Here is a 26,148-nt window from a genome sequence, read left to right on the forward strand (position 1 = left end):
CGATTCAGGCGCGGGATCGCGAGCCCAGGTCCGTCACGCCGGTGGGCGGCAACCCTGCGGCGTGTTCGAGGACCTCGCAGAACGCCTCCACGTGCGGGCCGAGTTCGACGTCGGTGGCGGTCCAGGACGCGCGCAGCTCGAGCTGGTGCGCTCGGGGAGGCCCGGAGATGTCGCCATAGCGCACCGACGTGGTGGCCGTGACGGTGCCGCCGAGGGCGGTGACGTGTTCGGCGCGTTGCTCCAGTGCATCGACGAGCCAACTCCACGCCACTTCGGGGAGCAGGGGGTCGACAGCCTCGGTGGAATCGAGGTCGGCCTGGATGTAGGCGACCAGGCGCATGGTGCCGTCCCAGGCCTCGGCGCCTTCGGGATCGTGTAGCAGGATCAGCCGGCCGAACGCGTCGCCTTCGGAACGCTCGGGGATGATCGCCGTCTCGGCATGTTTGACCTCGGCGCCCAGTGCGTAGCTGTAGGGCGCCAGGCGCTGCGGCGGCCGGATCGGGCCCAGCTCGATCTCCGGACGTACGGTGGTGGCATTCATCGCCGCCACCGCTTCGACAAATAGAGCCGGTTCGGCGGAGGTCACGGCATTTGACGCTAGTCCATTTGACCAGGTCTGTGGTCGTGGCGCGCCGATCGGGACGTGACCTGGGCATGGCAGCATGGAGGGCGATGAATACGCGCCGCGAACTGCCCGAATCCGCCTACCTGGCCGCCGTCGCCGGCCGCAAGCCCCTCCGGGTCCCGGTGTGGATGATGCGGCAGGCGGGTCGGTCGCTGCCCGAGTACCGCGAGCTACGGGCCAAGAACACGATGATGCAGGCCTGCTTCGACGCCGACCTGATCACCGAGATCACCCTGCAACCGGTGCGCAGGCACGGCGTCGATGCGGCGATCCTGTTCTCCGACATCGTGGTGCCGCTGCGCGCCGCGGGCATCGACGTGGACATCGTCCCGGACGTCGGGCCGGTGATCGGGCATCCGATCCGGACGCGGGCCGACGTCCAGACGATCACGCCGCTGGACCAGGAGCAGGTCAGTCCGGTGGCCTCCGCGATCGGGCAACTCGTCTCGGCACTGGGTGACGTCCCGCTGATCGGCTTCGCCGGTGCGCCGTTCACGTTGGCGTCCTACCTCGTCGAAGGCGGACCCAGCCGCAATCACGAGCGCACCAAGGCGATGATGCTGGGGGAGACCGAGACCTGGCACGCGCTGATGACGGCGCTGACGGACGTCACCATCGCGTTCCTGCGTACGCAGGTCGAGGCGGGCGTCGACGCGATCCAGGTGTTCGACTCGTGGGCCGGCACGCTGTCGCTGGCCGACTACCGCACCTACGTGCTGCCCCACACTGCCCGGGTGTTCACGTCGCTGGCCGCCCACGGGGTCCCGATGACGCACTTCGGCGTCGGCACCGCCGAGCTGCTCGGCGCCATGTCGGAGGCCGTCACCGGACATGACGTACCCGCCGTCGTCGGCGTCGACTGGCGCACGTCGCTCACCGATGCCGCCGGGCGGGTCCGTCCGGGCTGCGCGTTGCAGGGCAATCTGGATCCCGTGGTGCTGCTGGCGGGCTGGCCGGTGGTGCAGCGCGCCGTGCGCGCGGTCGTGGAGGACGGTCGGCGCGCCGTCGACGCCGGCGCGCTGGGCCACGTGTTCAACCTGGGGCACGGTGTTCTCCCGGCGACCGACCCGGCGGTGATCACCGACGCCGTGGCCTTGGTGCACGAGCTGTGAGTGCCGCGTATTGCATTGTCGGCGGCGGCATTTCCGGTTTGGTGGCTGCCTATCGGCTCCGGGTGGTGGCCGGTCCCGATGCATCGATCACCGTGCTCGACCCTGCCGATCGGCTGGGCGGCGTGCTGCGCACCGAGCGCCTCTGCGGCCAGCCGCTCGACGTCGGCGCCGAGGCGTTCGTCGCGCGCAGGCCGGAGGTGCCCGCGCTGCTGGGCGAACTCGGATTGTCCGGAAAACAGATCTCCACCACCGGTGCGCGTCCGCTGATCTACAGCGAGGGCAGGCTCCATCAGCTCCCCGCCGACACGGTCAACGGCATCCCGTCGCGGCCGTCGGCGCTGACCGGACTGGTGGACGACGCGACGATCCGGTGGATGCTCGATGAACCTCGCCGGCCGTTCTCGTGGCGCCCGGGCGCCGACCCCACGGTCGCCGAGCTCGTCGGTGACCGGTTCGGCGAACAGGTGGTCATCCGCTCCGTCGACCCGCTGCTCGCCGGGGTGTACTCCGGGTCTGCTGCCACGATCGGCATCCGCGCGGCGGCGCCCACCGTGGCGACGGCGCTGGACAACGGCGCCCGCAGCCTGTCCGAGGCGGTGGCCGCGGCGCTGCCGCCGCCGCGGGCCGATTCGGTGTTCGGGGCGATCGAGGGTGGCTATCAGGTGCTCCTCGACGAACTGGTGCGCCGGTCCGGGGTGAAGTGGGCACAGGTTGCGGTGCGTACCGTGCGCCCGGCAGCGAGGGGCTGGGAGCTGGTCGACGACGAGGGCAGCCGGTGGCGCGCCGACGCGGTGGTGCTGGCGGTGCCCGCACCCCGAGTGCCGTCCCTGGTCGAGGATTTGGCGCCGCGCACCGCGGCGGCGGCGCGCCGGATCCCGGTGGCCTCGGCCGCCGTCGTGGCGCTGGCGTTGCCCGGCGGCACGCCACTGCCCGAGCAGTCCGGGGTGCTGGTCGCCGGGCCCGGCCCGTTGCGGGCCAAGGCCGTCACGCTGTCGTCGCGCAAATGGGGTCGGCGGGGCAGCGCCGAGATGGTCCGGCTGTCCTACGGCCGGTTCGCCGACGATCTGGCGCGCAATACCGGTGACGAGGAGCTGCTCGCGTGGGCGGAGCAGGATCTCGCGACGTTGTTCGGGATCGCGGCCGATCCGGTGGACAGCCGGGTGGTGCGATGGATCGACGCGATGCCCCAGTACGGGCCCGGGCATGCTGACCTGGTCGCGGAGTTGCGTGCGGGACTACCGCACGGTGTGGTCGTGGCCGGTGCCTACCTGGACGGCATCGGGGTGCCCGCGTGTGTGGCGTCGGCCACCCGGGCGGCCGCTGCGCTGGTGGTCGACGCCGGTCACGGGGCCTAGCGCCCGGGGCGAGCGCCACGTCGCGGAATCGTCGCGTGGCACGATAGGCCCATGGCCAAGCTCGATTTCGACGAACTGAACTCCACGATCCGGTACCTGATGTTCTCGGTCTTCGCCGTGACACCGGGTGCGCTGGCCGTCGAGGAGGACGCACGCGCAACGATCGCCGACGACACCGCGACCTTCTTCAAGCGTCAAGAGGACAACGGGGTCGTGGTGCGCGGGCTCTACGACGTCGCCGGGATGCGCGCCGACGCCGACTTCATGATCTGGACCCACGCCGAGAACGTCGAGGCGCTGCAGGCCACCTATTCCGATTTCCGCCGCACCACCACGCTGGGGCGCGCGTCGACGCCGGTGTGGAGCAACGTCGCCCTGCACCGGCCCGCGGAGTTCAACAAGAGCCACATCCCGGCCTTCCTCGCGGGCGAGGAAGCCGGTGCCTACATCTGCGTCTATCCGTTCGTGCGGTCGCTGGAGTGGTACCTGCTGCCCGACGAGGAGCGCCGCCGCATGCTGTCCGAACACGGAATGGCGGCGCGGGGCTACAAGGACGTGCGCGCCAACACTGTGCCGGCGTTCGCCCTGGGTGACTACGAGTGGCTGCTCGCGTTCGAGGCGCCGGAGTTGCACCGCATCGTCGACCTGATGCGGGACCTGCGCGCCACCGACGCGCGCAGGCACGTGCGGGAGGAGACACCGTTCTTCACCGGTCCGCGGGTGACCGCCGAGAAGCTCGTCGCGGCGCTGCCGTAGTTCGGAGCGGCGCCGACGGGCTAGGCCTGCGCCGGCGCCAGACGCAGCGAAATCGAGTTGATGCAGTAGCGCTGATCCGTGGGCGTGGGATAACCCTCGCCCTCGAAGACGTGGCCGAGGTGGCTGTGGCAATTGGCGCACAGCACCTCCACGCGACGCATGCCCATCGAATCGTCGGTCCGCAGGATCACCGCATCGGAATCGGCGGGATCGAAGAAAGACGGCCACCCGCAATGGGATTCGAACTTCTCACTGCTGCGGAACAATTCGGCTCCGCACGCGCGGCACTGATACACGCCTTCGGTCGTGGTGTCGGTGTACTCACCGGTGAACGGCCGCTCGGTGCCCGCCTGCCGCAGCACCGCGAACTCCTGCGGGGTGAGCCGCTCCCGCCACTGGTCGTCGCTGAGCATCAGCTTGGGACCTGACGCAGAACCCGATTCGGCACCTGTCGCTGTCATGGCTCCAGGTTACTCGGGCGGCCGGGCAGCGGGTTGGAGCTGTTTCATCCACGGCGGATCGATGCCCTCGTCGAGGCGGCCGTCCTCTTTCGCATCGAGATAGCGGAACAGCAGCACCGAGAACACCACGATGACGATCAGCGACCACCCGTAGGTGATCTTGAGGTACTCCAGCGCGCGCCCGGTGGACGGCACCTGCCACAGCAGCCAGCGATCCATGGTCAGGAAGCCGTAGACCGCCAGCCACGCGACCCAGTTCCGGATCACCGAGTTCGGCAGGACGACGGTCATCAGGAAGGGGAACAAGGCAATCGAGTAATAGCCCTGCCCCAGGGACAGCACCAGCCAGGACGTCACCAGCAGCACACCGGAGGACGTCATCATCCAGAAGAACGTGTCGCGGGTGCGGTAGTAGCGGTACAGCATCCAGAGCGCGGCGGCGCCGAGCACGATGAAGGTGATGCGCAGCGCCATGATCAGCCACATCGGAAGGCCGAAGTAGACGCCGTTGCCCAGGATCGAGCTGTTGAAGTAGTCCCGGGTGGACAGGATGTACGGCACGGTGCGGGTGATGAAGCTCATCGGGTCGCTGATCAGCGGCCACGCGACGATGTTGAACACCAGCGGAACCGCGAACGCCGTCGCCAGGGCGCGCCACTGCCGATTGAGCAGCGGCAGCAGCAGTAGCGGTGCCAGCAGTGGTTTGACCACAAGCGTCAGCCCGATGCTCACGCCGGCCCACCATTCGTGGCTGCGGTTGCCGTCCAGCAGCCAGCGGAAGAACAGCACCTCCAGCAGGAGCATGACGCCGTTGATGTTGCCGAACACGAGTGTGTTGGTGACGCTTTCGGTGCTGAACATCGCCAGCAGCAGTGCGGGTGCGGCCACCGAGGTCAACGTGAAGTTGAACAGTCGCAGCAGGAAGTACCCCGCCAGCACGATGGCGAGCGAGTTGAAGAAGATGAACCAGTTCCGCGACGCGACCTCGGGCAGATAGCCGAAGGGCGCCATGATCAGCGTGCCGCCCGGCGGGTACAGGTAGTGCGGGTCCACCTGGTTGAAGTTCTCGTTGTAGATGTCCCAACCGAACTTGAAGTTGATCACCGCGCGGTAGACGGGCGCGTAGTCGTCGGTGATGTAGCGGTTGAAGACGAGCACGTAGCTGCGGTGGATGACCGCCATGATGGCCAGCGGCCACAGGACCGATCTCAACACCTGCGCCGCGGTGGGGGGGGAGGTGCGAGGTCGGAAGGCGGTCAGAACAAGATCGCGCACGTCACGCACCGTACACCCAGCCCTCGGAGCGGTCGGTCAGGCCGGGCAGTACGTGTCGGTGGACGGCAGCTCGCCGGACTTCAGGTACTCGATGACCGGGGGCAGAGCGCAGGGCGAGTAGATGGTCGCGCCGTGCCCGACGCCCTGCCACATCACCCGGCGGTTGGACGAGCCCGCGTTGATCGCCGTCGCGGCGACGGCCGCCACGCCCTCGTTGCCGACGATCGGGTCGTTCTGCACACCGAGGAGCAGGGTCGGGATGTTCAGTTCGCTGGGCTCCTTCGGCGCACTTCCGCTGGGCCAGTTCAGGCACTTCACCATGTCGAGCGCGCCCACCGTGCCGAATTGGGGGTACATCCGGCCCCAGGCGACGACGAGTTCCCTGACCCGGTCCGGGGTGGGCCGGTTGAGCGCATCGCTGCAGCCGTTGACGAACTGGCCGTCGGTCTGGCGCAGCGTCTCCGCCTGGTTGATCAGATTGTTCAGGCGATTGGTGTTGCCGGATTGGGCGTCGGCGATCGCCAGCGCGAGTTCGGTACCCGAGTCGACCCGGCCGCCGCGCGGGAAGCCCAGGGCGGTCGAGATGGCGTCGGCGACGGCGGCCACCGAGGCGCCGCCCGGTCCGCTGCCGTTACGCGCCTGCGTCAGCAGTGCATCGACCGCAGCCTTGGGATCGGGACCCAGCGGGCAGTTCGTGGCCTGGCACTGCGTGGCCCACGCATCGAGGGCGGCCTGCTCACCCTTGACCCGCTGCTCGGTCGCCGCTTCTGCGGAGATGCCCAGCGGCAGCGGGGAGTCCAGGATCAGCCGAGCCACCTTGTTGGGGTGCGTTCCCGAGTACGCGAGCGCCACCTGGGCGCCGTTGCCGATGCCGAGCAGCGCGAGTGCGGGCACATCCCAGGTGGTGCGGAGCCGCTCGATGTCCTCCGCGGCGTGCGCATTGTCGTAGGCCGAGTCGCCGGGGGCGATGGTGTCGGTGCAACTGGTGGTCGCTGTCATGGTGACGGCGCCGAGGTTGGCGACAGGGTCGTCACCGGACTGGAACTGGGCCTGCTCGAACATCTCCTGCCGGTCGAACAGGTCGCGGCAGTCCAGGGCGCCCGACATTCCGATGCCACGTCGGTCCACCGACACGATGGGGTGGTTCTTCAGCACGTCGGCGCCTGCGCGGGACAGCCATACCGGCAGCTGCACCGACGAGGGCAGGTCCGAGCCGGTGGTCATCACCAGCGGTCCGGCGTCTGCGGGTGTCTCGACCGATGTCGCCCGGACCACCCCGATGCTGACCGTTCCGGTGGCGCCGTTGATCGAGTCGAGGTCCGCGTCGTAGCTGGCGCAGTCGAGCTTCACCCCGGGCAGCGCCTGCACCGCTGCCGCCGCGAACACGCGTGACGTGCAGTCACGCCACGACAGGTCGTTCTTGGGAACGTCGACGGTGGGCGGCCCGGGCGGTTGATCGCTGGTCTGCGGTGCCCCCTGCGGGCCGGCCCCGGAGTCGGTGGCGTAACGCGGATTGGCGGCCAAACCGGGCGAACACGCCGTCAGCGGTAGGACGATGGCCAGCGTTAGGACGACAGCCGGCACCACACGACGCATGGGGACCACAGTACTGATCGGCTACCGGCGGCTGTCTGCAGCGCCGCGCCGCCGGTCGCGGGTGTAGCGCAGGTACAGATAGCCGGCGTCGTCGGTGAGCGCGTGGCGCAACGCCATACCGCTGCGCACCTCGCCGGGGCCGGACACGATGCGGCCGGCATGTCCGCCCACCAGAACCGGCGAGACGGTCACGCACAGCTCGTCGAGCAGGTCCTGCTCGGTGAACAGGCCCAGGATGCCGGGGCCGCCCTCGGTCAACACGCGCCGCAGTCCGCGCTCGGCGAGCGCGGCGAGCACGGTCGGCAGGTCCACCGAGTCGGGCTCGGCGCCGGATGCGTCGACGACCTCGGCCAGCGACCCCAGGCGGCGCCGGGTGTCGTCCACCGCGTCGGCGGACGTCAGGACCAGCGGCACCACCTCGGTGCGGTGGAACAGCGTCGTGTCGCGGTCGATCTGCCCCGACCGGGTGAGCACGGCGATGGGCGGTATCTCGGCCTGACCCCGGTCGCGGCGGGCGAGCCGCTCCGCGGCGCCCATCTGCGCGCCCGAGTAGTTCTCCACCCGCGCGGTCGTGGCACCCACCACGATCACGTCGGCGAGCCGGCGCAGCGCGGCGAACACGGCGCGGTCACCGTCGCCGCCCAGGTCTCCGGATTTCCCGCCTGTGGTGGCGCCGCCGTCGATCGAGGTGATCATGTTCCCGCGCACCCAGCACGACGGCACGTCGTCGGGGTAGGCGTAGCGCCGGGTGAGGTCGTCCGGGCTTATCCCTGCGACTCCACCGAGGAGTGTGAACTGCGTCCCGTCACTGTCGTCGGACATACGCAGAATCACAGCACGCCGTTAAGGTGCCTGCATGCAGGCGTCCAGTATCAGCTCCGGCGATGTCGAGCATCTGACCGATCGACATCCCAGCGTCACTCCGGAACGACTGATCGCCCAGCTGATCCCGCCGCCCACATTCGCCGACGTCAGCTTCGACACCTACCGCCCCGATCCGGCCGAGCCGTCCCAGTCGGCGGCGGTCCAGACCTGCCAGACGTTCGCCGAGCAGGCGGTGCAGCGCCGAGCGGGCAAGAAGAAACTGTTCGGCAAGCGCGAGGTGCTGCCGGGCGTCGGGGTCTATCTCGACGGCGGCTTCGGTGTCGGCAAGACCCATCTGCTGGCGTCGTCCTATTACGCGGTGGGCTCGGAGTACAAGCGTGCCTTCGCCACCTTCGGTGAGCTCACCCAGCTGGCCGGGGTGTTCGGATTCGTCGAGTGCATCGAGTTGCTCTCCGAATACGTACTGCTGTGCATCGACGAGTTCGAGCTCGACGACCCGGGCAACACCACGCTGATCTCGCGGCTGCTGTCGGCGCTCGTGGAGCGGGGGGTGTCGGTGGCCGCGACGTCCAACACGCTGCCCGAGCAGCTCGGCGAGGGCCGTTTCGCCGCGCAGGACTTCCTCCGTGAGATCAACACGCTGGCATCGATGTTCACCACCGTGCGGATCGAGGGACCCGATTACCGGCACCGCGATCTGCCGCCTGCGCCCGAGCCGCCGAGCGACGCCGAGGTCGCCGGGTGGGCAGCCGGCGTGGCCGGCGCCACGCTCGACGAGTTCGACGCGCTGTGCGCGCACCTGGCCACCATGCACCCGTCGCGCTATCTGACGTTGATCGAGGGCGTCTCGGCGGTGTTCATCACCGGTGTGCACACCATCGACGACCAGAACGTCGCGCTGCGGCTGGTGTCGCTGACCGACCGCCTCTACGACGCAGGCATCCCGGTGGTCTCCTCGGGCACCAAGCTCGACACCATCTTCAGCGACGAGATGCTCGAGGGCGGATTCCGCAAGAAGTACCTGCGCGCGACATCGCGCCTGCTCGCGTTGACCGCCGCAGGTCAGGCTGGCCGCACCAGCACGTAGTCGGCCTCGATGTGGCCGCCGAGCCGGAACGTCTTGGTGCCGGTGATCGTGAAACCGTGCTTGGCATAGAAGCGTTGCGCGCGCGCATTGCGCTGGTTCACGCCGAGCCAGACGCACGCCGCTCCCAGGGTGGCCGCGTTCTGCACGACCGCGGCCATCAGTGCCGCCGCCACACCGGCGCCGTGAGAGTCGGGCAGCACATACATCTTCGACAGCTCCACCGCGGGGCGGTCGGGGACCGCAGCGGCGACGTCGGGGTCATCGGGTACACCGCGAATCATCATGGCGTACCCGAGGATTCGGCCGTCGTCGACAGCCGTGAGGACGATGCGGGCCGGGTCGGCGAGGTAGTCGGCGAACCGGTCGCGTGAGAGGTTCTCGGTGATGAACGCCGCCACGTCGTCGGGTCCCACCGACGGGGGGCAGGCCAGCGGAAAGGTGCGGGCGGCGACGTCGGCGAGTTCGGTCAGCCCTGCCGTGGTGGCCTGTTCGACCCTCAGGCCACGTTCCACTGGGCCAGGCGGTGTCCGGTGATCTTGTCGATCAGCACCACGTTCGACACCAGGTCGCGGTAGCAGTCCCACCAGACGCCGCCGGTGAAGGTCTGGCCGACCTGCGCGCGCTGCATCATGTTCTGCAGGGCATCCGGGGCGTCGCTGTTGCGCGGCTCGTAGGCGTCACCGGTGGGCGTCACCCCCCGGAAGGAGTAGGTGATCGCCATCGCGTAGGGGGTGGGTACCTTCACCGGGGTGACCGTGACGTCGGCCCGGAACACCTGATAGCGCGGCGCCCGCGGGGGATATCCGAAGCCCGGCGGCGGAACGGTGGGCACGATGTTGCTGACTGCCACGTCGGCGACCAGACCTTCGAACTCCACCCGCAGCGTCTCACCGAGGCGGCCGATGGGAATGGTGGCCGCGGGGGCCGGCGGCGCCAGCACACCGCCGACCGCGGCCAGGGTGGCGATGAGGAACACGAGCCAGCGACGCATGCTTGGCATGATCGCACACCGGCGTGGGGGTCTGGATGGTCTTGGGTGTCAGGACGTCCAGGGGCCGACGCCGCCGACCTTGTCGATGCGGATCCGGGTGAGGAAACCGGGGGGCGCGTCCGGCGGCGGGAACGGGGTGCCCGGGGCGGCCAACGTCTTCGCGAGCTCCGCGAGCAGTTCCGGCGCTCCGCCTTCGACGATGCGTGCGGTGCCGGTGACCGACAGGTAGGGCCGCATCACCTGGCCGGGGCCGTCGGGGGAGACGATGGTGACGGCGACGCGCGGGTCACGGCGGACGTTGCGCACCTTCTGGTGCTCGGCGAGGTGGGCGGTCACCAGTTCGTCGCCGTCCGGGGTGGACTGCAGGGCCACCCAGACGACTGTCACCTGAGGGCTGCCGTCGGCGTTGAGGGTGACCAGGGTGGCGTCGGCACCGTCGCCGATCAGGGCGCGTGCGGCGTCGTTGACTCTCATGTCACGTTCTACGGCTACACCGGCGGTTTCATTCCCTCACGCGGCTTCCAGATCCAGCAGCATCGTCTTGGCGTGGGTGCCGCCGACGTACTGGCCGGTGGTCCCGTCGGAGCGCACCACGCGGTGACACGGGATGACGACCGGGAGTGGGTTGTGGGCGCAGGCGGTACCGACGGCTCGCACGGCCCCGGGCCTGCCGATGGCGGCGGCCACTGCGGCGTAGCTCGTCCGCCGGCCGTACTCGATGACCCGCAGGTGTTCGACGACGCTGCGGCGGAATCCGGCGGCGAGGCGGAGGTCCATCGCCACGTCAAAGCTAGTGCGCCCCTTGGTGAAATACTCCTCGAGTTGACGCGCGACGGGGTCCAGCCGCGCCGGCGCACGCAGGATGCGCGGGCTCACTGCGCCGGCGAGCCGCGACAGGACGGCGTCGTGATCCTCGATGTCGAAGGCGACCCGGATCAGACCGACGGTGGTGGCGGCCAGCAGCAGGGTTCCCACGGGTGTGTCGACCGTGCGGTACGCGATGTCGAGAAGCCCGGCGGGTTCGGCGGCATCCGCCAGTCCGTCGTGCAGACGCTGCAACGTCAGTTCCTGGTCGGGCAGGGGCGCGTCGAAGACGGTGTCGTTCATGCTGTTTCATCCTTGCCGTAGGAGGTGCGGAGGGTCTTGATGCCGTCGGCGGCGGCCCGGCGTGCGGCCGCGGGGGAGTTGCCGAGGATGACGGCGATCTCGGTGAAGGGCAGCCCGGCGAGGTGGTGATAGGCCACGGCGTGGCGTTGTTTGTCGGGCAGTCGCTGCACTGCCTCCCACAGGTCCGGGTCGCGGTCCGCGGGGTCGGCGCGGGCATCGGCGCGCTCGGGCAGCGCGTCGGTGGGGACGGCGCGTCGTGACCGGGCCCGTCCGAGGTCCACGGCGCGCCGGTGTGCGATGGTCACGAGCCAGGCCTCGACGTTGGCGTCCTCCGGCAGGTCGGGATAGGCCCGCAGCGCCGACAGGAACGTCTCGGACCAGGCGTCTTCGGCGTCGACGGGTCCGACGACGGCGCGACAGACCCGCAACACCGTGGCGCCGTGGCGGGCCACCACCTCTTCGAATGGACGCATCGACACATCATGAAGACGCCGCGGCGGGTCCGGATGTGAGATCACTTCGGGGCGAAGGCCTCCAGCGCCTCTGTGAGCTCGCGTTCGAAGCGGTCCCAGTCGATCCCGAGGCTGTGCAGGACGCCGTCGCCGTCTTCCTCCTCGTAGAGGGCCAGCAGGATGTGTTCGGTGCCCACGTAGTTGTGCCCCAGCCGCAGTGCCTGCCGGAACGTCAGTTCCAGGGCCTTCTTGGCGCGCGCGTCGAACGGGATCAGGGCGGGGACGTCGCCGACGCTGGGCGGCAACGTGATCCGGTCGGCCACCGTGGCCGGATCGATGCCCTGCCCGATGACCAGACGTGCGGCCAGCCCGGTCGGATCGGCGAACAGGCCGAGGATCAGGTGCACCGGCTGGATCTCGGCGTTCCTCGCCTCGTGGGCCCTGTTCTGCGCCTGCACGATGACGGTGCGCGCGCGGTCGGTGAAGCGGCTGAAGCCGGCGGCCGGGTCGAGCGCGGCGGAGTCGGCTGGTGTCTTGGGGACGAAGCGTTTCTGGGCCGCCTGTTTGGTGACGCCCATGCATCTGCCGATCTCGGTCCAGGACGCGCCGGAGCGGCGGGCCTGGTCGACGAAGTGGCCGATGAGGTGGTCGGCGACCTCGCCGAGTGCCTCGGCGGCCAGGACGGCGTCGGTCAGCTGTTCGAGGGGTTCGTCGTGGACGGTGGTGATGACCTCGATCAGGTCGTCGAGCCGGACAGGGTGGCTGATCTTGGACGCGTCACTCATGCGTCAACCATAGGTTGACGCATCCGCAGCGTCAACCTTGGGTTGACGACTCACCACGCGGATATCCGCGCCGTACCGCCCGGTCCAGGATGCCGAGGGTCGCGCGCAGTGCCAGCTCGGAAACCACCGGGAAGATGCCGGCGTCGCGCCAGTGCTGGTCGATGTCGGACCAGTCGTAGAACGACGTGACGAGCGTGCCGTGCTCGGCGGGTTCGAGCCGGTAGCCGTACACGTGGCCGATCTGTGGCCGGATCTGACCCAGAATCGTCCACGCGATCAGGGCGTCCTGCTCGAACTCGCTGATCTGCACCGTCACGTCATAGCGGCCGAGCTCGGGGAAGTCGTTGAGCGCTTCGCGGTCCATGTGGACGACGAATGTGTCGCCGACCGCGCGTACGGGTTCGCCGTCGGCGTCTTGCAGCATCCCGGTGGCGTCGATGGCCACGTGGCCCTGGGGGTCACACAGGACGGCGAAGATGTCGGCGGCAGGGGCGGCGATCGTGCGGGGCACCTCGATGCGATCAGTCATGGCTCGATCGTGTCATGCAGTGGCATGGGTCACTCAAGTGTTTCGTTCTGCGCGAAGGTCGGGAATCCGAACGAATGATGCGGGCAAACGACAAGAGCGCCATACAACCGAGGATGTTGCGCCGCGCGTTGGACTTCATCCAGGACAACGCCCAGTACGACATCACGATCCGCGATATCGCGGCGGCCGCCGACGTGACACCGAGGGCGATCCAGTACGCCTTCCGCGAGCACCTGGACATCACGCCGCTGGAGTACCTGCGGCGGATCAGGCTGGAGCGGGCACATCAGGAGCTCAAATCCGCCGATCCGGCGTATGACACGGTCACCTCGATCGCCGGGCGATGCGGGTTCAGCCATCCCGGCCGGTTCAGCAGTGCCTATAAAGAGGTGTTCGGTACCGAGCCCAGCCGCACGCTGCGCAGCTCGTAGACGCCGGGATTACATCGGGGTGAAACCGACTCCGTTGAACTTGCCGGCCTGCCAGCTGCCGTCCATGCAGACCAGCGGGCGGCCGTCGGGGGCTTGGGCGGCAGATTGCGGCTTGGGGCAGCGGCCGCCGATGTCCTGGACACCGAACAACTCGTAGGTGATCTGCCACAGCCCCGTGTAGATCGGCGGCCACTGGTTGGGGATCCACCGGCACTGCATCGCCTGGCCGCCCGGTCCGCGGCCGAACGTGAAGCGATCCAGATTGGTGCACGCCCCGGCAATTTGGGCGTCGTAGCTCATTCCGGGGACGTCGGTGGCGTAGCGCCCGGGGTTGTCCGGATACATCGGTCCCGGTTCGGCCACGGCGCCGGGAGCTGCGCACAGGGCGGCAGCGGCGACCGCGGTCGCTGCGAACATTTCGCGGATCATCTTCCACCCCTGCGTCGTCAGAACCCGTACCGGCGTACCGCGAAACATTAGCTCGTGACCCGCGGGTGCCGTGAGCTTTCGGTCCCCCGACACGATCTCGGCCCGCCACCCGGGGGGTAGGTGGCGGGCCGAGGGTATCGGGTCACTCACGTTCGGTTCTCAGGCGAACACCTTTGAAGCTATGGCCCCAACCTGAGAGCGGCCTAATAGCCAGTTAGGTCCCCGCTACGAAAGTGGCGACGCCAGTGGACGTCATCGGGCCTTCACTCGGAGCACCGACGCCGGGACCCAGTGCGTCACCGGGTCCTTCTCGCTGCCGTGGGTGACCCGGTAGGTGACCAGTCCCCACCAGCGGCCTTGTTCACTGAGGCCCCAGCAGGTCAGCAGTCCCTCGACGATCGAGTCCATCTGCAGACCCTTGGGGTGATAGCGGCCCTCGCAGTGCGGCTCTCGCGGGAACAGCGCGACCAGGTCGACCAGGACGGTTTGTGGCGGATGCACGCGGCGGAACACGGCGCGCAGCGGTTGGCCGCCGTGCCCGATCTGCTGCATCGCCATCGTTCGATCATATGTTCGATAAGGCCGGCAGTGTGGGGGGATCGCTGTGACATCGCGCCGGTGCGCATATCGCCGGCACATACAGGAAAGGCCCGGCGAATGCCGGGCCTGAACTGCGGTAATGCTGGTGCGCGATACTGGGATTGAACCAGTGACCTCTTCCGTGTCAGGGAAGCGCTCTCCCGCTGAGCTAATCGCGCCGGGAACACCTTGGAGGTGGAGACGGGAATCGAACCCGTGTGCACGGCTTTGCAGGCCGTTGCCTCACCACTCGGCCACTCCACCGCTGGGCTTGATGCCACTGCAACCCCGAGCGGATGACGGGATTCGAACCCGCGACCCCAACCTTGGCAAGGTTGTGCGCTACCAACTGCGCTACATCCGCGCGCCACGGGCGAGATCGTCGCCCGTCGCGATGCAGAACGATAGTCCACGCACTCCGGCGTACACAAATCCCTTGCTCGTCTCGGCGTGCCGAGGATTAGAACAGGGTGTATCCCTGGCGGGAGAGGGTGAATCCGTGGCCGTCGGCGTTCGAGCACCGCATGCCGGCGGGCTCGCTGGTGCAACTGATCCCGCCCCCGGCCCGAAACTGGCCGTAGGTCAGCACGGGCCCGCTGCCCAAGGTGGTGTCGCCGGCGCAGACGAAGGCGGCCGGCCCCGTCGGGCCCAGGGTGATGCCCTGTCCGTAGTCGGTGAAGTCCGGACAGTCCGCCGGTCGAGGGGGAGGGTTCCAGTCCCGCGCCGCGATGTCGCACCGCACCATGTCCTCGGCCAGGATGCATCCGATGTTGCCGCTCGGGGACGTGAAGCCGATCAGGTCGGCAGCGGCGACCGGGGCGCTGAACGCGGCCGCGCCGGCCAGCGCGGCCGCTGTCGTCCACACCCCGCACCCCATGGCGCGCACATTACCGAGCAACGGCCTGGTAGGCGGGTTGACGGCGCGAACTCGGAGCCATCGGATTCTGGGGTGAACGGTGCCGCGTGTTAACCTTCTGCCTCGTTCGCTTCGTCGAGTATCCGGTCTCGTAGCTCAGTGGGAGAGCGTCCGCCTCACACGCGGAAGGTCGCTGGTTCGAAACCAGCCGGGACCACCACCAAAATCACAGGTTGAAGGCTGGATTTTCGACCCCTTCGGGCTCCCCGGGATACCGCCGGCGCCTTGCCGAATAGTCACGGTGGGGCCGACGTTGTTGCCGGGTCCCCGCCCGACAGTCGTGGCACCGTCCGCCACCCACCCGTCGCAGTGCCCTACGTTCGTCGCCTGCGAGGTCGCCCGACGTTTGGACCGCTATGCGGAACCGTATCGGCTAGATCGGACATAAAGCGCAGAAACGTATGATGGCTGCAGCGGCCACGCACTGCGACGTGGTCTGATGATGCTCGTCGTTGACGTTCGTGGACTATGGTCATACGCTTTGGGCAATTACGTCCATGCGCCCGGCCCATCAGCCGCCAGCGGAAGTTGAGATGCCGATGACCGTGCCCACGCCCGCTCCGAATGTCTTCGACGCCGGCCTGCCCACATTCACGTACAGCCTCACCGCCACTCCGCAGGACATCCTCGGGGATGTGCGGACGGCGCAATCGTGCGCGCCCATGGCGATCGGTCCGCTCGGTCCAGAGATCCTCTCCTACGATCTTGCTCGGGAAATGTTACGAGACAATAGGTTTCGTCTGCCGCCAGGCATCACGCTGGCAGCCCAGGGCATTACTTCAGGTCCGCTGTTCGACAAGCTGACGAGCAGCCTCCTCGGTCTGAACGGTGCACCCCACGTCCGCCTGCGCAAACTGGTGTCCAAGGCGTTCACTCCGCGCGCGACGGCACGCCTTCAGGACACGATTCACGAGGTGATGAACGGGCTGATCGATCAGGTGATGGACGCCGGGCGGTGCGACGTCGTGACCGATATCGCGCGCCCCTATCCCACCCCGATCATCTGCGCGCTGCTCGGCGCACCCTCCCAGGATTGGCAGCTGTTCGCGGACTGGACCGAAGAGATATTCAAAGCCTTCAATTTCCAGACCGACGTCACATTCGATGAGTCCGCGATCATGGGGGCGTGGGGTGAACTCGACGCCTACGTCGACGACATGGTGGCCGCCCGTCGAGGCAGCCTGACCGATGACCTGCTCTCCGAACTCATTCGCGCCGAGAGCGACGGCGACCGGCTCACTCTCGACGAATTACGCGGGCTGGCGGCCGGCTTCTTGATGGCGGGAACGGACACCACGCGAAACCAACTCGCCGCGTCGGTGCAGGTGCTCTGCGAGCATCCCGACCAATGGGCGAAGTTGCGCGACCAACCAGAGCTGGCGATGCAGGCGGTCGAGGAAAGCATGCGTCACTCCCCGGCGGCATGCATCGTGCCGCGGGTCGCCACCGAGGACGCCGAATTCGGCGGGTACACCTTCCCGGCGGGTACCTTCGTCCTCGTCAACACCCTTGCGGCCAATCGTGATCCGGCGATCTATGACGACGCCGACCGCTTCGACATCGCACGCAAAGACGTCCCCGCCATCCTGACCTTCGGCGGCGGCGCCCACTACTGCCTGGGGGCGAACCTCGCACGTCGCGAGCTGGCCGAAGCGCTCGTGGTCCTGACTCGACGTCTGCCTGCACCTCGTCGCGTCGGGCCGGCCCCGTGGAAATCCGTGCTCGGAATGACCGGTCCGACAACACTTCCCGTCGACTTCAGCAACAACAGGCTTGTGGCGGCCGATGCGTAGTCGCGGCTGGGCCGGTTGCACACCGACCTCAGACGAAGAGGCGATTGCCCGCATTCTGGATGCGGTCGATGAGGTGGTCGCCGAAACCGGATCAGCGATGCGTCTGGCCGACGTCGCCCGCAGGCTCGGGGTGACCCGCCAGACGGTGTATCGCTACTTCCCCAACGCCGACGCTCTGCTCATCGCCAGTGCGATGCGTGCAGCCGACGGTTTCATCGATCACGTCGTCGAACACGTGAGGGGAGACAAAGATCCCGTCACCGCCGTCGTTGAGTGCGTCTCATTCGCAGTCGAGAAACTCGCAGGCGATCCGCAGCTGGAGAGCCTCCTCGCCATGCGACCCGAAGGCGAAGCGATAACCTCGCTCACCTCCACAACGGCGATCACACTGTGCGTGTCGTTCTTCCACCGCCTCGACGTCGACTGGCAGCTTCACGGCTTCGACGACACCGCACTGCGCGGCCTTGCCGACATGACCCTACGCACACTGCAATCCATGCTGACCGACCCTGACCCAGCGTCACGCGAAGCGGCGACGTTGCGACGCTTCGTCTCTCGATGGCTCGGCCCGGCGATTCTGCACCAGCGGATGACGTCGGTGCAGATATGACAATCATCGGCGGCCCTCGACAACGACCGCCCCGCCGCGGCTAACGCGGTGGGTCGCCGCGCCAGCTGAAGCTGTTGACGTACTTGCCCATATCGAGCGCCAGTTGAAGGCTTGCGGCCGACGGCTTGCCGGAGCCGAAGTCCGGCCCGAAGGCGCGATACGGACCCACCGCACCCGCGATCAGGGCCAGGTCGTTCTTGACGGCGACCATCACGATGATGCGTACCCGGGTGGAACTGCTCATCGCGCCCTGCGGCCAGAGGTCCACGGCCAAGCCGTATCCCGGCTGGTAGCCGACCATGGTGTTCGGGATTTCGTAGGAGGTCTTGGTGTCCGGGAACGTCTCGTTCACCAGGTCGACGGCAATCTGCTCCGCCGTTCGCCCGCCCGCGGGGCGGCTGAACAACTGCATGGTGCCGCCGTCGCCAGCCTGTAGCACCGCGGTGACCCCGTCGGCCTGCTGGGAGACCTTGTAGGCCGATCCCTCGGCTGGATAGGACACCGAGAACGCCCCGTCGGCCGAGGTGAACCGGGGATTGATCTCCACCGCCCGGTTCATCGGTGGGCTGCCGCAATCCGGCGGGCAGACGTACTTGGGCGCGGGCGTGGAGACCAGCCCGGAGAGGCCGACCAGGCCGCCGGCAAGAACGACGACAGCGATGACGAGCGCCAACGCCACCGTGCGGAACGACGTGGTCGGCGGCTTCGTCGCCGTCTCGAATGTGCCTGACTGGGTCGAGTAGCCGGGCAGCAGGCCGACGACGATCTCACCCGGGGCCGGTTCCTCGGCAAGCCGGACAGGGCGCTCGCCGCGCCGGTCCCGGCGTGACTGGCGCGAACACGCCCGCATGGCGGCGCCACACCTGGCGCAGAACGGCGCATCGGGCACCACGTGATTGCACTCGATGCACAGAATGGGCTCGGCGATGCGGACCTCGTCCTGGGCTTCGTGGAGCAGGGCCAGGTGAAGGCCGACCCGCAACGCGAACAGCGCAAACCCGGTCAACACCAGATGTAATGCCAGCTGCACTATCTGGGGGAGCCGAGCGACGTCGACCAGGCCCAGTCCGGCATAGACGGCGACCACCACGACCGCGATGAGGATGAGGATTCCCCGGACGAAGCTGCGATGGGTGTTGACCTTGGTGGGCGGTCGGGTGAACCAGAGCGCGGTGCCGATCAGTCCACCGACGGCAGCGGCGGTCAGCGGCATGGCGATTCCGCGGATGCCGGCCTCGACGAGCAGCCCGTCCATCGGACGGACGCGATTGATCATCCCGGTGGTGAACTGGGGTGCCAACCGGGTGAGCGTGGCCGCTGCGGTGAACGTCAGAGCACTCAACGCGCCGATGGCATAGCCGTCCAAGGACTCCCGCTTGCCCCGCCACGCGAGCCGGGCCACCACCGCCGGCGCCAACATGAGCAGCATGCTGCCGACCGGCACGCCGATGCCGTCGCGCAGAATCCGTCCGCCGGCGATACCCGCGCCGAGCGGCACGCCATAGGCGCGGGCCACCGCGGCTCCGGTCAGCAGCACCCAGCCGACGCCGAGGATGATGCCGAGCGTCGTGGTCAGCGCCAGGATGCTGCGCGGGATGTCATGCGAGACGCCGGATTCCCGAAGGTATAAGGCGAACAGCAGCGGAAGACCCAGAGAGGCGACCGCGATGAGCGCTGCCGGCATGCGCAGAAACGTGGCCGCGACCAGGGCCACCGCGAGCAGCCCCAAGCCCATCAGAAACACCTTGCGCGACCGCGGCGTCAGGTGCGGGAAGAGCGAACTGGTCAATGCAGGCGAGAGCAGTCGCTGCCCGGGTGCGGCGCTGAAGGCACGCGCGCGCAGCCAATGTGGGCCGTCGCCCGTGTGGTGTTCAGCCAGCGGCACACCACAGAGTCCGCAGTATTCGCCTGCGGGAACGTCGGTCTGGCACACCGGGCATTCGGTCATGCCGGTGGGAGCGCTCATCGGTACCGTCGCTTCTTCGCGCAAGCGCTCATCAGGCCTGCACCTTCTGGGCGAGTTCGATATTGCGCACCAGATTGTCGATATCCGGGGTGCCGAGCCCGGTGACCAGGTCGTAACCGGGGCCGGCGTTGTCGACGGCGTTGCCGCCCAACGTGACATCGCGGTACGACGGGCGGGGTGCACCCTCGGCGATGCGATACAGCAGCGGGTTGATGTCGCCGATGAGAGTTCCGCCGTTCTCCAGCAGGAACTGGTTCATCACCGCGGTCAGGCCGGCCCAGATCGGCGCCGACTGTGAGGTGCCGCCACCGACCACAACCTGATCATTGAGCACGAACTTCACCCCGGTGAACGGATCGGCCACTGCGGCGACGTCCGGCGTCATGCGCCTGCCGTTGTGGCGGTCGGGGTCGACAGCCGCGGCGGCGGTGCGTTGCCAGGGTGGCATGTCGAAGAGTGCCGACACGCCGCCGCCGGTGCCCTGGGACAGCGGGACGTCGAACCAGGTCTGTTCGGACACCCACGTCCCGTCGGCGGCGGTGGACAGGGTGGTGCCACCGACGCTGGTCATTTCGGGCAGCGACGCGATCGAGTCGAGGCCGATGTCCTGTTCGCTCGGGGGCGAGGACCAGTCCTGTCCGCCCCGGCACTCCATCCCGGCCAGGTCGCCGCTGGCGTTGTAGGCGGTGGTGCCGCGGGACTGCGCGGCGCGCAGCGCGGACCGGACCGGAGCCAGATCGGCGGCAGTGATGAGTTTGTCGCAGCCCCAGCCGATCGAGAAGCTCCACACCGCGCCGGGGAACCGGCGGTCGGTGTCTTCGAGCATCTCGCCGATCTTGCGGTATCCGCCGCCACCTTCCACAGTCGGGCGGGCGTTCACCACCACCTTGCGCGCGTCGGGGGCAATGGCATGTGCCACTTGAAGATCCATCGACAGCTCGCCGCGCGGTTCGCCGGGTGATCCGCCGACGACCTCGGGGGTGAACTGCGGCAGGCCGAACATGCCGGCGAACGCGTCCAGGTCGGACTGTCGAAAGCCGTCGAAAGCAAAGATGACGATGGTGGCGCCTCGGCCGGTGAATCCGGCCCTGGCCAGATCGTCGGCGTTGTAGGTGCGCAGCAGCGCGTCGGGGGCCAAGCCGCGGTCGGGAACGTCGAGGGGTATGTGGTCGGGCATCGACATGTGATGCGGGATGTAGCTGAGGATCCGGCCCATCTCGGCCACCTCGGCCCGCAGGTGCTCGGGGACCGTGGGCTGATGCGGTGAGGCGTAGAAGAGCTGACCCATCCGTCCCCGGTAGTCACGCACAGACACGTCGAACGCCTGCCCGACGGCGTCCGGGGATCCCTCCACGATCACCCAGTCGTCACCCGGTCGCCACCGGACCGACAGCGACTGGTCCTGGGCCCAATCCATCAATGCTGTGGGCCGTGACTGGCCGGTGAGACTGGCGGTGACCTCGATCTTCTGCTCTTGCGCCGGGCCGAGGTCGGTGGACGCATCCAGCAGGGAGGCGTAAGGGCCGTCGATGACCCTGTCGTCGGGACGGTGCTCGTGGACGGACAGACCAATGCCCACGAGCACCGCGCCGACAAGAAGCAAGACGGCGAGCGAGCGACCAGTCACCGTTGTCATTGCTCCCAGACGAACTCAGGGCGTGGCCGGAGGCATTCCGGCCACGCCGCGTTTACTGACCGTATCTGTCGCGGTCTCCATCGACCGTCGGCTGAGGTGCCACGACCGGCGGAGTGAAGATGCCCGGACCGTCAGGGTTGGGGGCCTTCTCGGTGGGGCTCAGCGGCGGCGGCGTGGTCGTGGTCGTGGTCGTCGTGGTGGTGGTGGACTCTTCGGGGGTGCCGCTGTCGGTGCTGCACGCCGCGGTGAAGCCGATCATCGTGATGACGGCACCACCGCCAACCACTGCCGCGATGCGACGACGAAGACGAGCTGATGCCATGTTTCGGTCCTTTTCTGGTTCTGTGCTGGTTCTCCGGGCTGCGTCTTTCGCGCATAACCGTTCAAGGATCGTATTCCAATAGACGGATTTGTGGTCCGTGGAGCGAAACTTGCGGTGGCCGACCCGACGCAATCCTTGCGGTCGACTGTGAGCCAAAACCGACCGGACCGGCGAGATATTCCATGGGGTGTACCGGGGGAAGGTTTGCTACCCGGTCAGCAGGGCCGTGGTGGTGCCACGCCGCCGCGGTGAGGGTCGACCGTCAGGTCCCGAGCCCGATGAGCGAGATCATCAGCGGTAGCCCGATGATGATGAGAATTGCGCCGATGATGTCGAACGAGATGCCGGTGCGAATCATCGTGGTGATCCGTACCGCCCCGGATCCGTAGACGATGGCGTTCTGCGGAGTCGATACCGGCAGCATGAAGCCGAAGGACGCCGCGAACGTCGCCGCCAGCGCGGGCACAAACGGGTTCACACCCGCGGCGATGGCGACGGGGATGATGATCGGGACCACGACTGCCGCCGATGCAGTGTTGCTGGTGGTCTCGGACACCACGATTGCCAGGATCACGGCGAAGATGGTGATCGGGACGATGCTGGACAGGCCGAGCGCGCCGTCGACCGAGGTGCCGATGGTCTCGGCCAGGCCGGTGGAGGCCAGCAGTGCGCCGAAGATGATGCCGCTGCCGAAGAGCACGATCGTGCCCCAGTCGATCTCGGTTGCGTCCTTCCAGCGGAGGGTGAATTCCCGCTGAGCCCAATCGGTGGGGAGCAGGTAGAGCAGCGCGGCGCCGAACACCGCGACCATGCCTTCGTCGAGCCGGTCGCTGATCCATGTGTAGACGTCGGAGTCGTTGCCCGCCACCAGCGCCACGATGCCGGGCAGGACCCACAGGAACACGGTGACGCTGAAGGCGATCAGCGTGTTCTTCTCGGCCCGAGACAGATTGCCCATCTCCGCCCGCTGCTCGGCCACATAGTCGGCAACGCCGTCGATGCGTTGAATCTCGGGTTTGTTGAGTCGTATCACGATGAATGCCAGCGCCACGAACATCAACAGACAGATCGGTGCAGCCATGGCGATCCACTGCGCAAACGAAATCCGTTCTCCGGTGGCCTCTTCGATGAGACGCGGCCGATCAGGTTCGGGGGACTGCCGACCGGCGTCAGCAGACCGCCGACGCTGGCGCCGTAGGCCAGCATCAGCATGATCGCTGCACCCACCCGAACACGCAGGGGATCGAAATCCTCGGCGACCATGCCGCGGTCCTGCATGAGTTTGGCGATCACGCCGAGGATGCCGAGGGCGGTGGGCAGCAACATCGCCACCGTGGCGGTGTTCGAGACGAACGCCGACAGCAGCGCCGTGATGGCGCCGAACGCGACGATCACGCCGGTGGTGGATTGGCCGACCCGCGGCAGCGCCAGGATGCGGAAGGCGAAGCGTTTGGCCAGACCGTGTTTGAGCATTGCCTGGGCGAGGATGAACGCGCCGATGAACGTGAAGATGGTCGATGATCCGAAGGCGCCCAGGACGTCATCGGCAGGTGCCACGCCGAGAAAGACGATCACAGCCACGCCGAGTAAGCCCCCGATCGGGATGGGGACGGCCTCGGAGATCCACAGGATGATGACGCCGAGCAGGACCCCGGCCAAGGTCTGCTGTTGGGGCTCCATGCCCAGCGGCAAGACGAGAAAGGCGATGGTGACCACCGGTGCCAGGAAGAGGCCGACGGTGCGACGGCCCTTCTCGAAGCGTTCCTCAGACGGGGACAGCTGTTGCTCACCGAGACTGCGGTAGGTGGCGCTGCCGAGCAGCGCCTTGTCGACGTCTGTGCGCCGACTTCTGGGTTCGGTTGTCATGGCTCCTCCGTCGTGAGAATTGTTGTCAAATACCGCTTCTGGTAGGGAAATTCACTCTGTGTCCGGGGGTCACGCGTCGAGCAGGGCTTGCGTCAGTTGGGCGATGATCGCGTCGGTGACGTCGTCGGTCGATGCGCTGCCCCCGAGGTCGCGGGGGAGCACCCCACCGGCGGTGGTCGCCTCGATCGCGGCATCGAGGCGACGGGCCTCCTCGGCAAGTCCGAGATGGTCGAGCATCAGCGCCGCGCTGGCGATGGCGCCGATCGGGTTGCAGACGCCCTCGCCGGCGATGTCGGGAGCCGAACCGTGCACCGGCTCGAACATGCTCGGAAAGCGCCGCTCCGGGTTCAGGTTGGCGCTGGAGGCAAGACCGAGACTGCCGGCCAGCGCCGACCCGAGATCGGACAGGATGTCGGCGTTCAGGTTCGAGGCCACCACCACCGAGAGCTGCTCGGGGTGCAGGACGAACTTCGCGCTCATCGCGTCGACGAGCACGCTTTCGGTCTCGATGTCCGGGTAGTCCGCGGCGACTCGGGTGAACACCTCATCCCAGAGCACCATGCCGAACTGCTGGGCGTTGGACTTGGTCACGCTGGAGACCTTCTTCACCGTGCGGGTGCGCGCAAGGTCGAAGGCGAACCGCATGATGCGTTCGCAGCCCTTCTCGGTGAACAATGACGTCTGAAGAGCCACCTCGTTGCCCGGCCCGCGGCTGCCGAGGTTGCGCCCACCCAAGCCGGCATACTCGCCTTCGCTGTTCTCCCGCACCACAATCCAATTGAGTTCGGTGTCGTCGGCTTTGCGGAGCGGGGAGGTGACGCCGGGCAGGAAGTTGACGGGCCGGATGTTGGCCCACTGGTCGAAGCCCTGCGTGATCGCCAGCCGCAGGCCCCACAGGCTGATGTGATCGGGAACGTTCTTCCACCCCACCGCCCCGAAGTAGATCGCGTCGAAGGACCGCAGCGTGTCGAGCCCGTCGGCGGGCATCATCCGGCCCGTCTCCCGGTAGTACTCGCACCCCCACGGAAACTCGGTCCACTCGAAGACGAAGCGACCGTCCGACTGCTCGGCAAGACGGTCGAGTACCCGGCGGCCTGCGGCCACGACTTCTTTGCCGACGCCATCGGCAGGTATGGCGGCGATCGTGAACGCCCGAGCGGTCATGGGGGCTCCCCCTCCATCGGTGTAGTGCACGTCACACCACGGGTTATTGCCATTGCAGACCACGTCGACACCCCGGTCCAAGACCTAATTGCGATCGGACGCATAGCCTGTACCTATCGATACTGGTCAGCGCGAGCTGTCAGGAAGGGGAGTGTTGTGGAGGTGCGGCAGCTCCGGTTCTTTCTCGCGGTGGTCGATCACGGCGGCTTCAGTAAGGCGGCCGAGGAGTTGATGATCGCTCAACCGTCCCTGTCGCAGGCGATCGCAGGCTTCGAGCGCGAGCTCGGTATGCCGCTGTTCCATCGAGTCACCCGCGGCGTGGTGCTCAGCGACGCGGGGCGAGCGCTGGTCGGTCCGGCACGTGTGGTGCTGCGCGACATCGCCGAGGCCACCGAGGCAATGCACGAACTCAAGCATCTGCGCGGCGGTCGAATCGACCTCATCACGATGCCTTCTCCAGGTATGGAACCGCTGACCACGATCCTGACCACCTTTGCCCGCAGTCACCCGAGCGTGACGATCAACTCCGAGGCAGGTTTCACCCCCGAGGAAGTGATCCGCACCGTGCGCTCGGGTGCCTGCGAGATCGGGATCCTGGGCGCGGCCGAACCGATCCGCGCCGCGGATCTGGCCGTCGTACCGTTGGAAAGCCAAGCACTGGTGCTGATTTCCGGACCCGATGACGACTCCGACGGCAACGGGTCTTTTTCTGCCACGGTGACGCGGCATGAGCTGAGCGGCTGCCGGTTGATCGTCTCCCAGCGCGGCTCGCTGATGCGCGCACTGGTCGACGATGTGCTGGCCGAGGGCGTTGCGGTGACGATCGCCGCAGAGGTGGCCCACCGCACCTCCATTTTGCCGATGGTGCTCAACGGATTCGGCCGCGCGGTGATGCCGTCGTCGTGGACCGGGACCGCCCGCCGTTCCGGGGCCCGGGTACAGCGCATAGTCCCGGAGTCTTATCTGCATGTGTCCGCGGTGAGCAGACGAAGCCACCTGACGCCGGCGGCCGCAGCCTTGATGGACGTCGCGAGGGCATACGGCAGAGAGGCCGCAGGGACACCCGCGGCCGAGAGCTGACCTGTCGAACGTTTTTCGCCCAGACGCATTTCAGGCCGACGACAACGGGCGTAGAGCCCGTGATCGTCGGCCTGAAAGTGCAGTTCAGCGCATCAAGTACTACTCAGCCGGCTGCGGCGTCGCCGCAGCCGGCGCGCCTAGAACCAGACTTTTCGACCCCCGACCGGGCGGCCGACCGCGCCGAGCACCCACAGGATGATGCCGATCACCACGAGAATCCCGCCGATCGTGTACAGAAGCGAGAGACCGGTGAAATAGCCGATCACCAGGAGAATGATGCCGAGGACAATCATTGCGAATCCAATCCAGGCGTAGGAACCAACAAGCGAACAGTGCGGGCAACGAATTGCCGCATCCGTCGATTTCAAACCCTTTTCTGAGATATCAGCGTCGCGCACAG

The 26,148-nt window shown here is 67.7% G+C and carries 28 protein-coding genes, 4 tRNA genes and 1 pseudogene; 9 read left to right on the forward strand and 24 right to left on the reverse strand.

Features of this window, described 5'->3' with window-relative positions:
• Positions 1 to 4: 4 nt before the first annotated feature.
• Positions 5 to 541, reverse strand: a complete 537-nt coding sequence (locus tag EL337_RS11555) for a DUF3000 domain-containing protein (RefSeq protein WP_232786917.1) — start codon at positions 539 to 541, stop codon at positions 5 to 7.
• Positions 542 to 672: 131 nt separating this feature from the next.
• On the opposite strand from EL337_RS11555, the gene hemE reads away from it, so the two are divergent.
• From hemE to hemQ, 3 genes are read left to right on the forward strand one after another with little or no spacing between them, the layout of a single operon-like run.
• Positions 673 to 1,737 (forward strand): uroporphyrinogen decarboxylase, encoded by a 1,065-nt coding sequence (gene hemE, locus EL337_RS11560; protein WP_048635056.1) that lies wholly within the window; start codon positions 673 to 675, stop codon positions 1,735 to 1,737.
• The gene (locus EL337_RS11565; protein ID WP_048635057.1) at positions 1,734 to 3,092 is read left to right on the forward strand and encodes a protoporphyrinogen oxidase; all 1,359 of its coding nucleotides are present in this window, start codon (positions 1,734 to 1,736) and stop codon (positions 3,090 to 3,092) included. The genes hemE and EL337_RS11565 overlap by 4 nt, the downstream gene beginning before the upstream one ends.
• A 51-nt stretch (positions 3,093 to 3,143) precedes the next feature.
• The gene (gene hemQ / locus EL337_RS11570; RefSeq protein WP_048635058.1) at positions 3,144 to 3,848 is read left to right on the forward strand and encodes a hydrogen peroxide-dependent heme synthase; all 705 of its coding nucleotides are present in this window, start codon (positions 3,144 to 3,146) and stop codon (positions 3,846 to 3,848) included.
• 20 nt (positions 3,849 to 3,868) lie between these two features.
• On the opposite strand, the gene msrB is transcribed toward hemQ, so the two are convergent.
• Genes msrB through EL337_RS11590 form a run of 4 tightly spaced genes read right to left on the reverse strand, consistent with a single transcriptional unit; the run spans position 3,869 to position 8,002 of the window.
• Positions 3,869 to 4,309 (reverse strand): peptide-methionine (R)-S-oxide reductase MsrB, encoded by a 441-nt coding sequence (gene msrB / locus EL337_RS11575; RefSeq protein WP_048635059.1) that lies wholly within the window; start codon positions 4,307 to 4,309, stop codon positions 3,869 to 3,871.
• Between the two features lie 9 nt (positions 4,310 to 4,318).
• Positions 4,319 to 5,584: an arabinofuranan 3-O-arabinosyltransferase gene (gene aftC / locus EL337_RS11580; RefSeq protein ID WP_170216915.1), complete on the reverse strand. Its 1,266-nt coding sequence runs from the start codon at positions 5,582 to 5,584 to the stop codon at positions 4,319 to 4,321.
• Between the two features lie 36 nt (positions 5,585 to 5,620).
• The gene (locus EL337_RS11585; RefSeq protein WP_048635060.1) at positions 5,621 to 7,180 is read right to left on the reverse strand and encodes an alpha/beta fold hydrolase; all 1,560 of its coding nucleotides are present in this window, start codon (positions 7,178 to 7,180) and stop codon (positions 5,621 to 5,623) included.
• Positions 7,181 to 7,201: 21 nt separating this feature from the next.
• Entirely contained in the window at positions 7,202 to 8,002 is an 801-nt protein-coding gene (locus EL337_RS11590; protein WP_048635061.1) for a pyrimidine reductase family protein, read from the reverse strand.
• A gap of 34 nt (positions 8,003 to 8,036) precedes the next feature.
• Between EL337_RS11590 and zapE the strand changes: the two genes are divergently transcribed.
• A complete protein-coding gene (gene zapE / locus EL337_RS11595; RefSeq protein ID WP_048635062.1) occupies positions 8,037 to 9,092 on the forward strand; it encodes a cell division protein ZapE in 1,056 nt (351 codons plus the stop codon).
• Here zapE and EL337_RS11600 read toward each other — a convergent pair.
• The 7 genes from EL337_RS11600 to EL337_RS11630 are packed head-to-tail and all read right to left on the reverse strand — an operon-like array spanning position 9,068 to position 12,956.
• Positions 9,068 to 9,604 carry a GNAT family N-acetyltransferase gene (locus EL337_RS11600; protein ID WP_048635063.1) on the reverse strand — a complete coding sequence of 179 codons (537 nt, stop codon included), beginning with the start codon at positions 9,602 to 9,604 and terminating at the stop codon, positions 9,068 to 9,070. The two genes, zapE and EL337_RS11600, sit on opposite strands and share 25 nt — an antisense overlap.
• Positions 9,589 to 10,083 carry a hypothetical protein gene (locus EL337_RS11605; RefSeq protein WP_197724225.1) on the reverse strand — a complete coding sequence of 165 codons (495 nt, stop codon included), beginning with the start codon at positions 10,081 to 10,083 and terminating at the stop codon, positions 9,589 to 9,591. The genes EL337_RS11600 and EL337_RS11605 overlap by 16 nt, the downstream gene beginning before the upstream one ends.
• Before the next feature lie 48 nt (positions 10,084 to 10,131).
• Positions 10,132 to 10,557 carry a PPOX class F420-dependent oxidoreductase gene (locus EL337_RS11610; protein ID WP_048635065.1) on the reverse strand — a complete coding sequence of 142 codons (426 nt, stop codon included), beginning with the start codon at positions 10,555 to 10,557 and terminating at the stop codon, positions 10,132 to 10,134.
• A 36-nt stretch (positions 10,558 to 10,593) separates the two neighbouring features.
• Positions 10,594 to 11,190: a methylated-DNA--[protein]-cysteine S-methyltransferase gene (locus EL337_RS11615; protein WP_048635066.1), complete on the reverse strand. Its 597-nt coding sequence runs from the start codon at positions 11,188 to 11,190 to the stop codon at positions 10,594 to 10,596.
• The gene (locus EL337_RS11620) at positions 11,187 to 11,663 is read right to left on the reverse strand and encodes an RNA polymerase sigma factor (protein ID WP_048635110.1); all 477 of its coding nucleotides are present in this window, start codon (positions 11,661 to 11,663) and stop codon (positions 11,187 to 11,189) included. The genes EL337_RS11615 and EL337_RS11620 overlap by 4 nt, the downstream gene beginning before the upstream one ends.
• 41 nt (positions 11,664 to 11,704) lie before the next feature.
• Positions 11,705 to 12,427 (reverse strand): Clp protease N-terminal domain-containing protein, encoded by a 723-nt coding sequence (locus tag EL337_RS11625; protein ID WP_048635067.1) that lies wholly within the window; start codon positions 12,425 to 12,427, stop codon positions 11,705 to 11,707.
• 31 nt (positions 12,428 to 12,458) lie between these two features.
• Complete coding sequence (locus tag EL337_RS11630; RefSeq protein ID WP_048635068.1) at positions 12,459 to 12,956, reverse strand: SRPBCC family protein; 498 nt, start codon at positions 12,954 to 12,956, stop codon at positions 12,459 to 12,461.
• Positions 12,957 to 13,030: 74 nt separating this feature from the next.
• On the opposite strand from EL337_RS11630, the gene EL337_RS11635 reads away from it, so the two are divergent.
• Positions 13,031 to 13,387, forward strand: coding sequence for a helix-turn-helix transcriptional regulator (locus EL337_RS11635; RefSeq protein ID WP_048635069.1), 357 nt, complete (start codon positions 13,031 to 13,033; stop codon positions 13,385 to 13,387).
• A 9-nt stretch (positions 13,388 to 13,396) separates the two neighbouring features.
• On the opposite strand, the gene EL337_RS11640 is transcribed toward EL337_RS11635, so the two are convergent.
• The 6 genes from EL337_RS11640 to EL337_RS11665 all read right to left on the reverse strand — a co-directional run bounded on the left by EL337_RS11640 (position 13,397) and on the right by EL337_RS11665 (position 15,272).
• Positions 13,397 to 13,816, reverse strand: a complete 420-nt coding sequence (locus EL337_RS11640; RefSeq protein ID WP_048635070.1) for a hypothetical protein — start codon at positions 13,814 to 13,816, stop codon at positions 13,397 to 13,399.
• Between the two features lie 252 nt (positions 13,817 to 14,068).
• Complete coding sequence (locus tag EL337_RS11645; RefSeq protein WP_083443274.1) at positions 14,069 to 14,374, reverse strand: hypothetical protein; 306 nt, start codon at positions 14,372 to 14,374, stop codon at positions 14,069 to 14,071.
• Between the two features lie 125 nt (positions 14,375 to 14,499).
• Positions 14,500 to 14,574: transfer RNA gene (locus EL337_RS11650), tRNA-Val, on the reverse strand.
• 11 nt (positions 14,575 to 14,585) lie between these two features.
• Positions 14,586 to 14,659 (reverse strand) — tRNA-Cys (locus EL337_RS11655).
• 27 nt (positions 14,660 to 14,686) lie between these two features.
• Positions 14,687 to 14,759 (reverse strand) — tRNA-Gly (locus tag EL337_RS11660).
• A gap of 96 nt (positions 14,760 to 14,855) precedes the next feature.
• Positions 14,856 to 15,272 carry a DUF6636 domain-containing protein gene (locus EL337_RS11665; RefSeq protein WP_053086871.1) on the reverse strand — a complete coding sequence of 139 codons (417 nt, stop codon included), beginning with the start codon at positions 15,270 to 15,272 and terminating at the stop codon, positions 14,856 to 14,858.
• Between the two features lie 124 nt (positions 15,273 to 15,396).
• Between EL337_RS11665 and EL337_RS11670 the strand changes: the two genes are divergently transcribed.
• The 3 genes from EL337_RS11670 (at position 15,397) to EL337_RS11680 (ending at position 17,714) form a co-directional block, all read left to right on the forward strand.
• Positions 15,397 to 15,471 (forward strand) — tRNA-Val (locus tag EL337_RS11670).
• Positions 15,472 to 15,850: 379 nt separating this feature from the next.
• Complete coding sequence (locus EL337_RS11675; protein WP_048635112.1) at positions 15,851 to 17,104, forward strand: cytochrome P450; 1,254 nt, start codon at positions 15,851 to 15,853, stop codon at positions 17,102 to 17,104.
• Entirely contained in the window at positions 17,097 to 17,714 is a 618-nt protein-coding gene (locus tag EL337_RS11680; protein ID WP_048635072.1) for a TetR/AcrR family transcriptional regulator, read from the forward strand. Before EL337_RS11675 ends, EL337_RS11680 begins: the two co-directional genes overlap by 8 nt.
• Positions 17,715 to 17,754: 40 nt before the next feature.
• Here EL337_RS11680 and EL337_RS11685 read toward each other — a convergent pair whose 3' ends face one another.
• The 5 genes and pseudogenes from EL337_RS11685 to EL337_RS11705 form a co-directional block, all read right to left on the reverse strand.
• Positions 17,755 to 19,680, reverse strand: coding sequence for a DUF2339 domain-containing protein (locus EL337_RS11685; RefSeq protein WP_048635073.1), 1,926 nt, complete (start codon positions 19,678 to 19,680; stop codon positions 17,755 to 17,757).
• 31 nt (positions 19,681 to 19,711) lie between these two features.
• A complete protein-coding gene (locus tag EL337_RS11690) occupies positions 19,712 to 21,316 on the reverse strand; it encodes a S53 family peptidase (protein ID WP_048635074.1) in 1,605 nt (534 codons plus the stop codon).
• 52 nt (positions 21,317 to 21,368) lie between these two features.
• Positions 21,369 to 21,638, reverse strand: a complete 270-nt coding sequence (locus EL337_RS11695) for a hypothetical protein (protein ID WP_048635075.1) — start codon at positions 21,636 to 21,638, stop codon at positions 21,369 to 21,371.
• A gap of 262 nt (positions 21,639 to 21,900) precedes the next feature.
• Positions 21,901 to 23,504 (reverse strand): annotated as a pseudogene (locus EL337_RS11700) (SLC13 family permease).
• Positions 23,505 to 23,573: 69 nt separating this feature from the next.
• Positions 23,574 to 24,668: a tartrate dehydrogenase gene (locus tag EL337_RS11705; protein ID WP_048635076.1), complete on the reverse strand. Its 1,095-nt coding sequence runs from the start codon at positions 24,666 to 24,668 to the stop codon at positions 23,574 to 23,576.
• A 156-nt stretch (positions 24,669 to 24,824) separates the two neighbouring features.
• Between EL337_RS11705 and EL337_RS11710 the strand changes: the two genes are divergently transcribed.
• Positions 24,825 to 25,748 (forward strand): LysR family transcriptional regulator, encoded by a 924-nt coding sequence (locus EL337_RS11710; RefSeq protein WP_048635077.1) that lies wholly within the window; start codon positions 24,825 to 24,827, stop codon positions 25,746 to 25,748.
• A 137-nt stretch (positions 25,749 to 25,885) separates the two neighbouring features.
• Here EL337_RS11710 and EL337_RS28720 read toward each other — a convergent pair whose 3' ends face one another.
• Entirely contained in the window at positions 25,886 to 26,146 is a 261-nt protein-coding gene (locus EL337_RS28720; RefSeq protein WP_170216900.1) for a hypothetical protein, read from the reverse strand.
• Between the last annotated feature and the right edge of the window lie 2 nt (positions 26,147 to 26,148).

The organism is Mycolicibacterium aurum, assembly GCF_900637195.1.
Lineage (GTDB): Bacteria > Actinomycetota > Actinomycetes > Mycobacteriales > Mycobacteriaceae > Mycobacterium > Mycobacterium aurum.

Excerpts from the sequence above, each read along its gene's own strand:
- EL337_RS11555 (WP_232786917.1), bottom strand. The coding sequence starts at position 541 with ATGAATGCCACCACCGTACGTCCGGAGATCGAGCTGGGCCCGATCCGG.
- hemE (WP_048635056.1), top strand. The coding sequence starts at position 673 with ATGAATACGCGCCGCGAACTGCCCGAATCCGCCTACCTGGCCGCCGTC.
- hemQ (WP_048635058.1), top strand. The coding sequence starts at position 3,144 with ATGGCCAAGCTCGATTTCGACGAACTGAACTCCACGATCCGGTACCTG.
- msrB (WP_048635059.1), bottom strand. The coding sequence starts at position 4,309 with ATGACAGCGACAGGTGCCGAATCGGGTTCTGCGTCAGGTCCCAAGCTG.
- EL337_RS11585 (WP_048635060.1), bottom strand. The coding sequence starts at position 7,180 with ATGCGTCGTGTGGTGCCGGCTGTCGTCCTAACGCTGGCCATCGTCCTA.
- EL337_RS11590 (WP_048635061.1), bottom strand. The coding sequence starts at position 8,002 with ATGTCCGACGACAGTGACGGGACGCAGTTCACACTCCTCGGTGGAGTC.
- zapE (WP_048635062.1), top strand. The coding sequence starts at position 8,037 with ATGCAGGCGTCCAGTATCAGCTCCGGCGATGTCGAGCATCTGACCGAT.
- EL337_RS11605 (WP_197724225.1), bottom strand. The coding sequence starts at position 10,083 with ATGCGTCGCTGGCTCGTGTTCCTCATCGCCACCCTGGCCGCGGTCGGC.
- EL337_RS11610 (WP_048635065.1), bottom strand. The coding sequence starts at position 10,557 with ATGAGAGTCAACGACGCCGCACGCGCCCTGATCGGCGACGGTGCCGAC.
- EL337_RS11615 (WP_048635066.1), bottom strand. The coding sequence starts at position 11,190 with ATGAACGACACCGTCTTCGACGCGCCCCTGCCCGACCAGGAACTGACG.
- EL337_RS11620 (WP_048635110.1), bottom strand. The coding sequence starts at position 11,663 with ATGCGTCCATTCGAAGAGGTGGTGGCCCGCCACGGCGCCACGGTGTTG.
- EL337_RS11625 (WP_048635067.1), bottom strand. The coding sequence starts at position 12,427 with ATGAGTGACGCGTCCAAGATCAGCCACCCTGTCCGGCTCGACGACCTG.
- EL337_RS11630 (WP_048635068.1), bottom strand. The coding sequence starts at position 12,956 with ATGACTGATCGCATCGAGGTGCCCCGCACGATCGCCGCCCCTGCCGCC.
- EL337_RS11635 (WP_048635069.1), top strand. The coding sequence starts at position 13,031 with ATGATGCGGGCAAACGACAAGAGCGCCATACAACCGAGGATGTTGCGC.
- EL337_RS11640 (WP_048635070.1), bottom strand. The coding sequence starts at position 13,816 with ATGATCCGCGAAATGTTCGCAGCGACCGCGGTCGCCGCTGCCGCCCTG.
- EL337_RS11645 (WP_083443274.1), bottom strand. The coding sequence starts at position 14,374 with ATGGCGATGCAGCAGATCGGGCACGGCGGCCAACCGCTGCGCGCCGTG.
- EL337_RS11665 (WP_053086871.1), bottom strand. The coding sequence starts at position 15,272 with ATGGGGTGCGGGGTGTGGACGACAGCGGCCGCGCTGGCCGGCGCGGCC.
- EL337_RS11675 (WP_048635112.1), top strand. The coding sequence starts at position 15,851 with ATGACCGTGCCCACGCCCGCTCCGAATGTCTTCGACGCCGGCCTGCCC.
- EL337_RS11680 (WP_048635072.1), top strand. The coding sequence starts at position 17,097 with ATGCGTAGTCGCGGCTGGGCCGGTTGCACACCGACCTCAGACGAAGAG.
- EL337_RS11685 (WP_048635073.1), bottom strand. The coding sequence starts at position 19,680 with ATGAGCGCTCCCACCGGCATGACCGAATGCCCGGTGTGCCAGACCGAC.
- EL337_RS11690 (WP_048635074.1), bottom strand. The coding sequence starts at position 21,316 with ATGACAACGGTGACTGGTCGCTCGCTCGCCGTCTTGCTTCTTGTCGGC.
- EL337_RS11695 (WP_048635075.1), bottom strand. The coding sequence starts at position 21,638 with ATGGCATCAGCTCGTCTTCGTCGTCGCATCGCGGCAGTGGTTGGCGGT.
- EL337_RS11705 (WP_048635076.1), bottom strand. The coding sequence starts at position 24,668 with ATGACCGCTCGGGCGTTCACGATCGCCGCCATACCTGCCGATGGCGTC.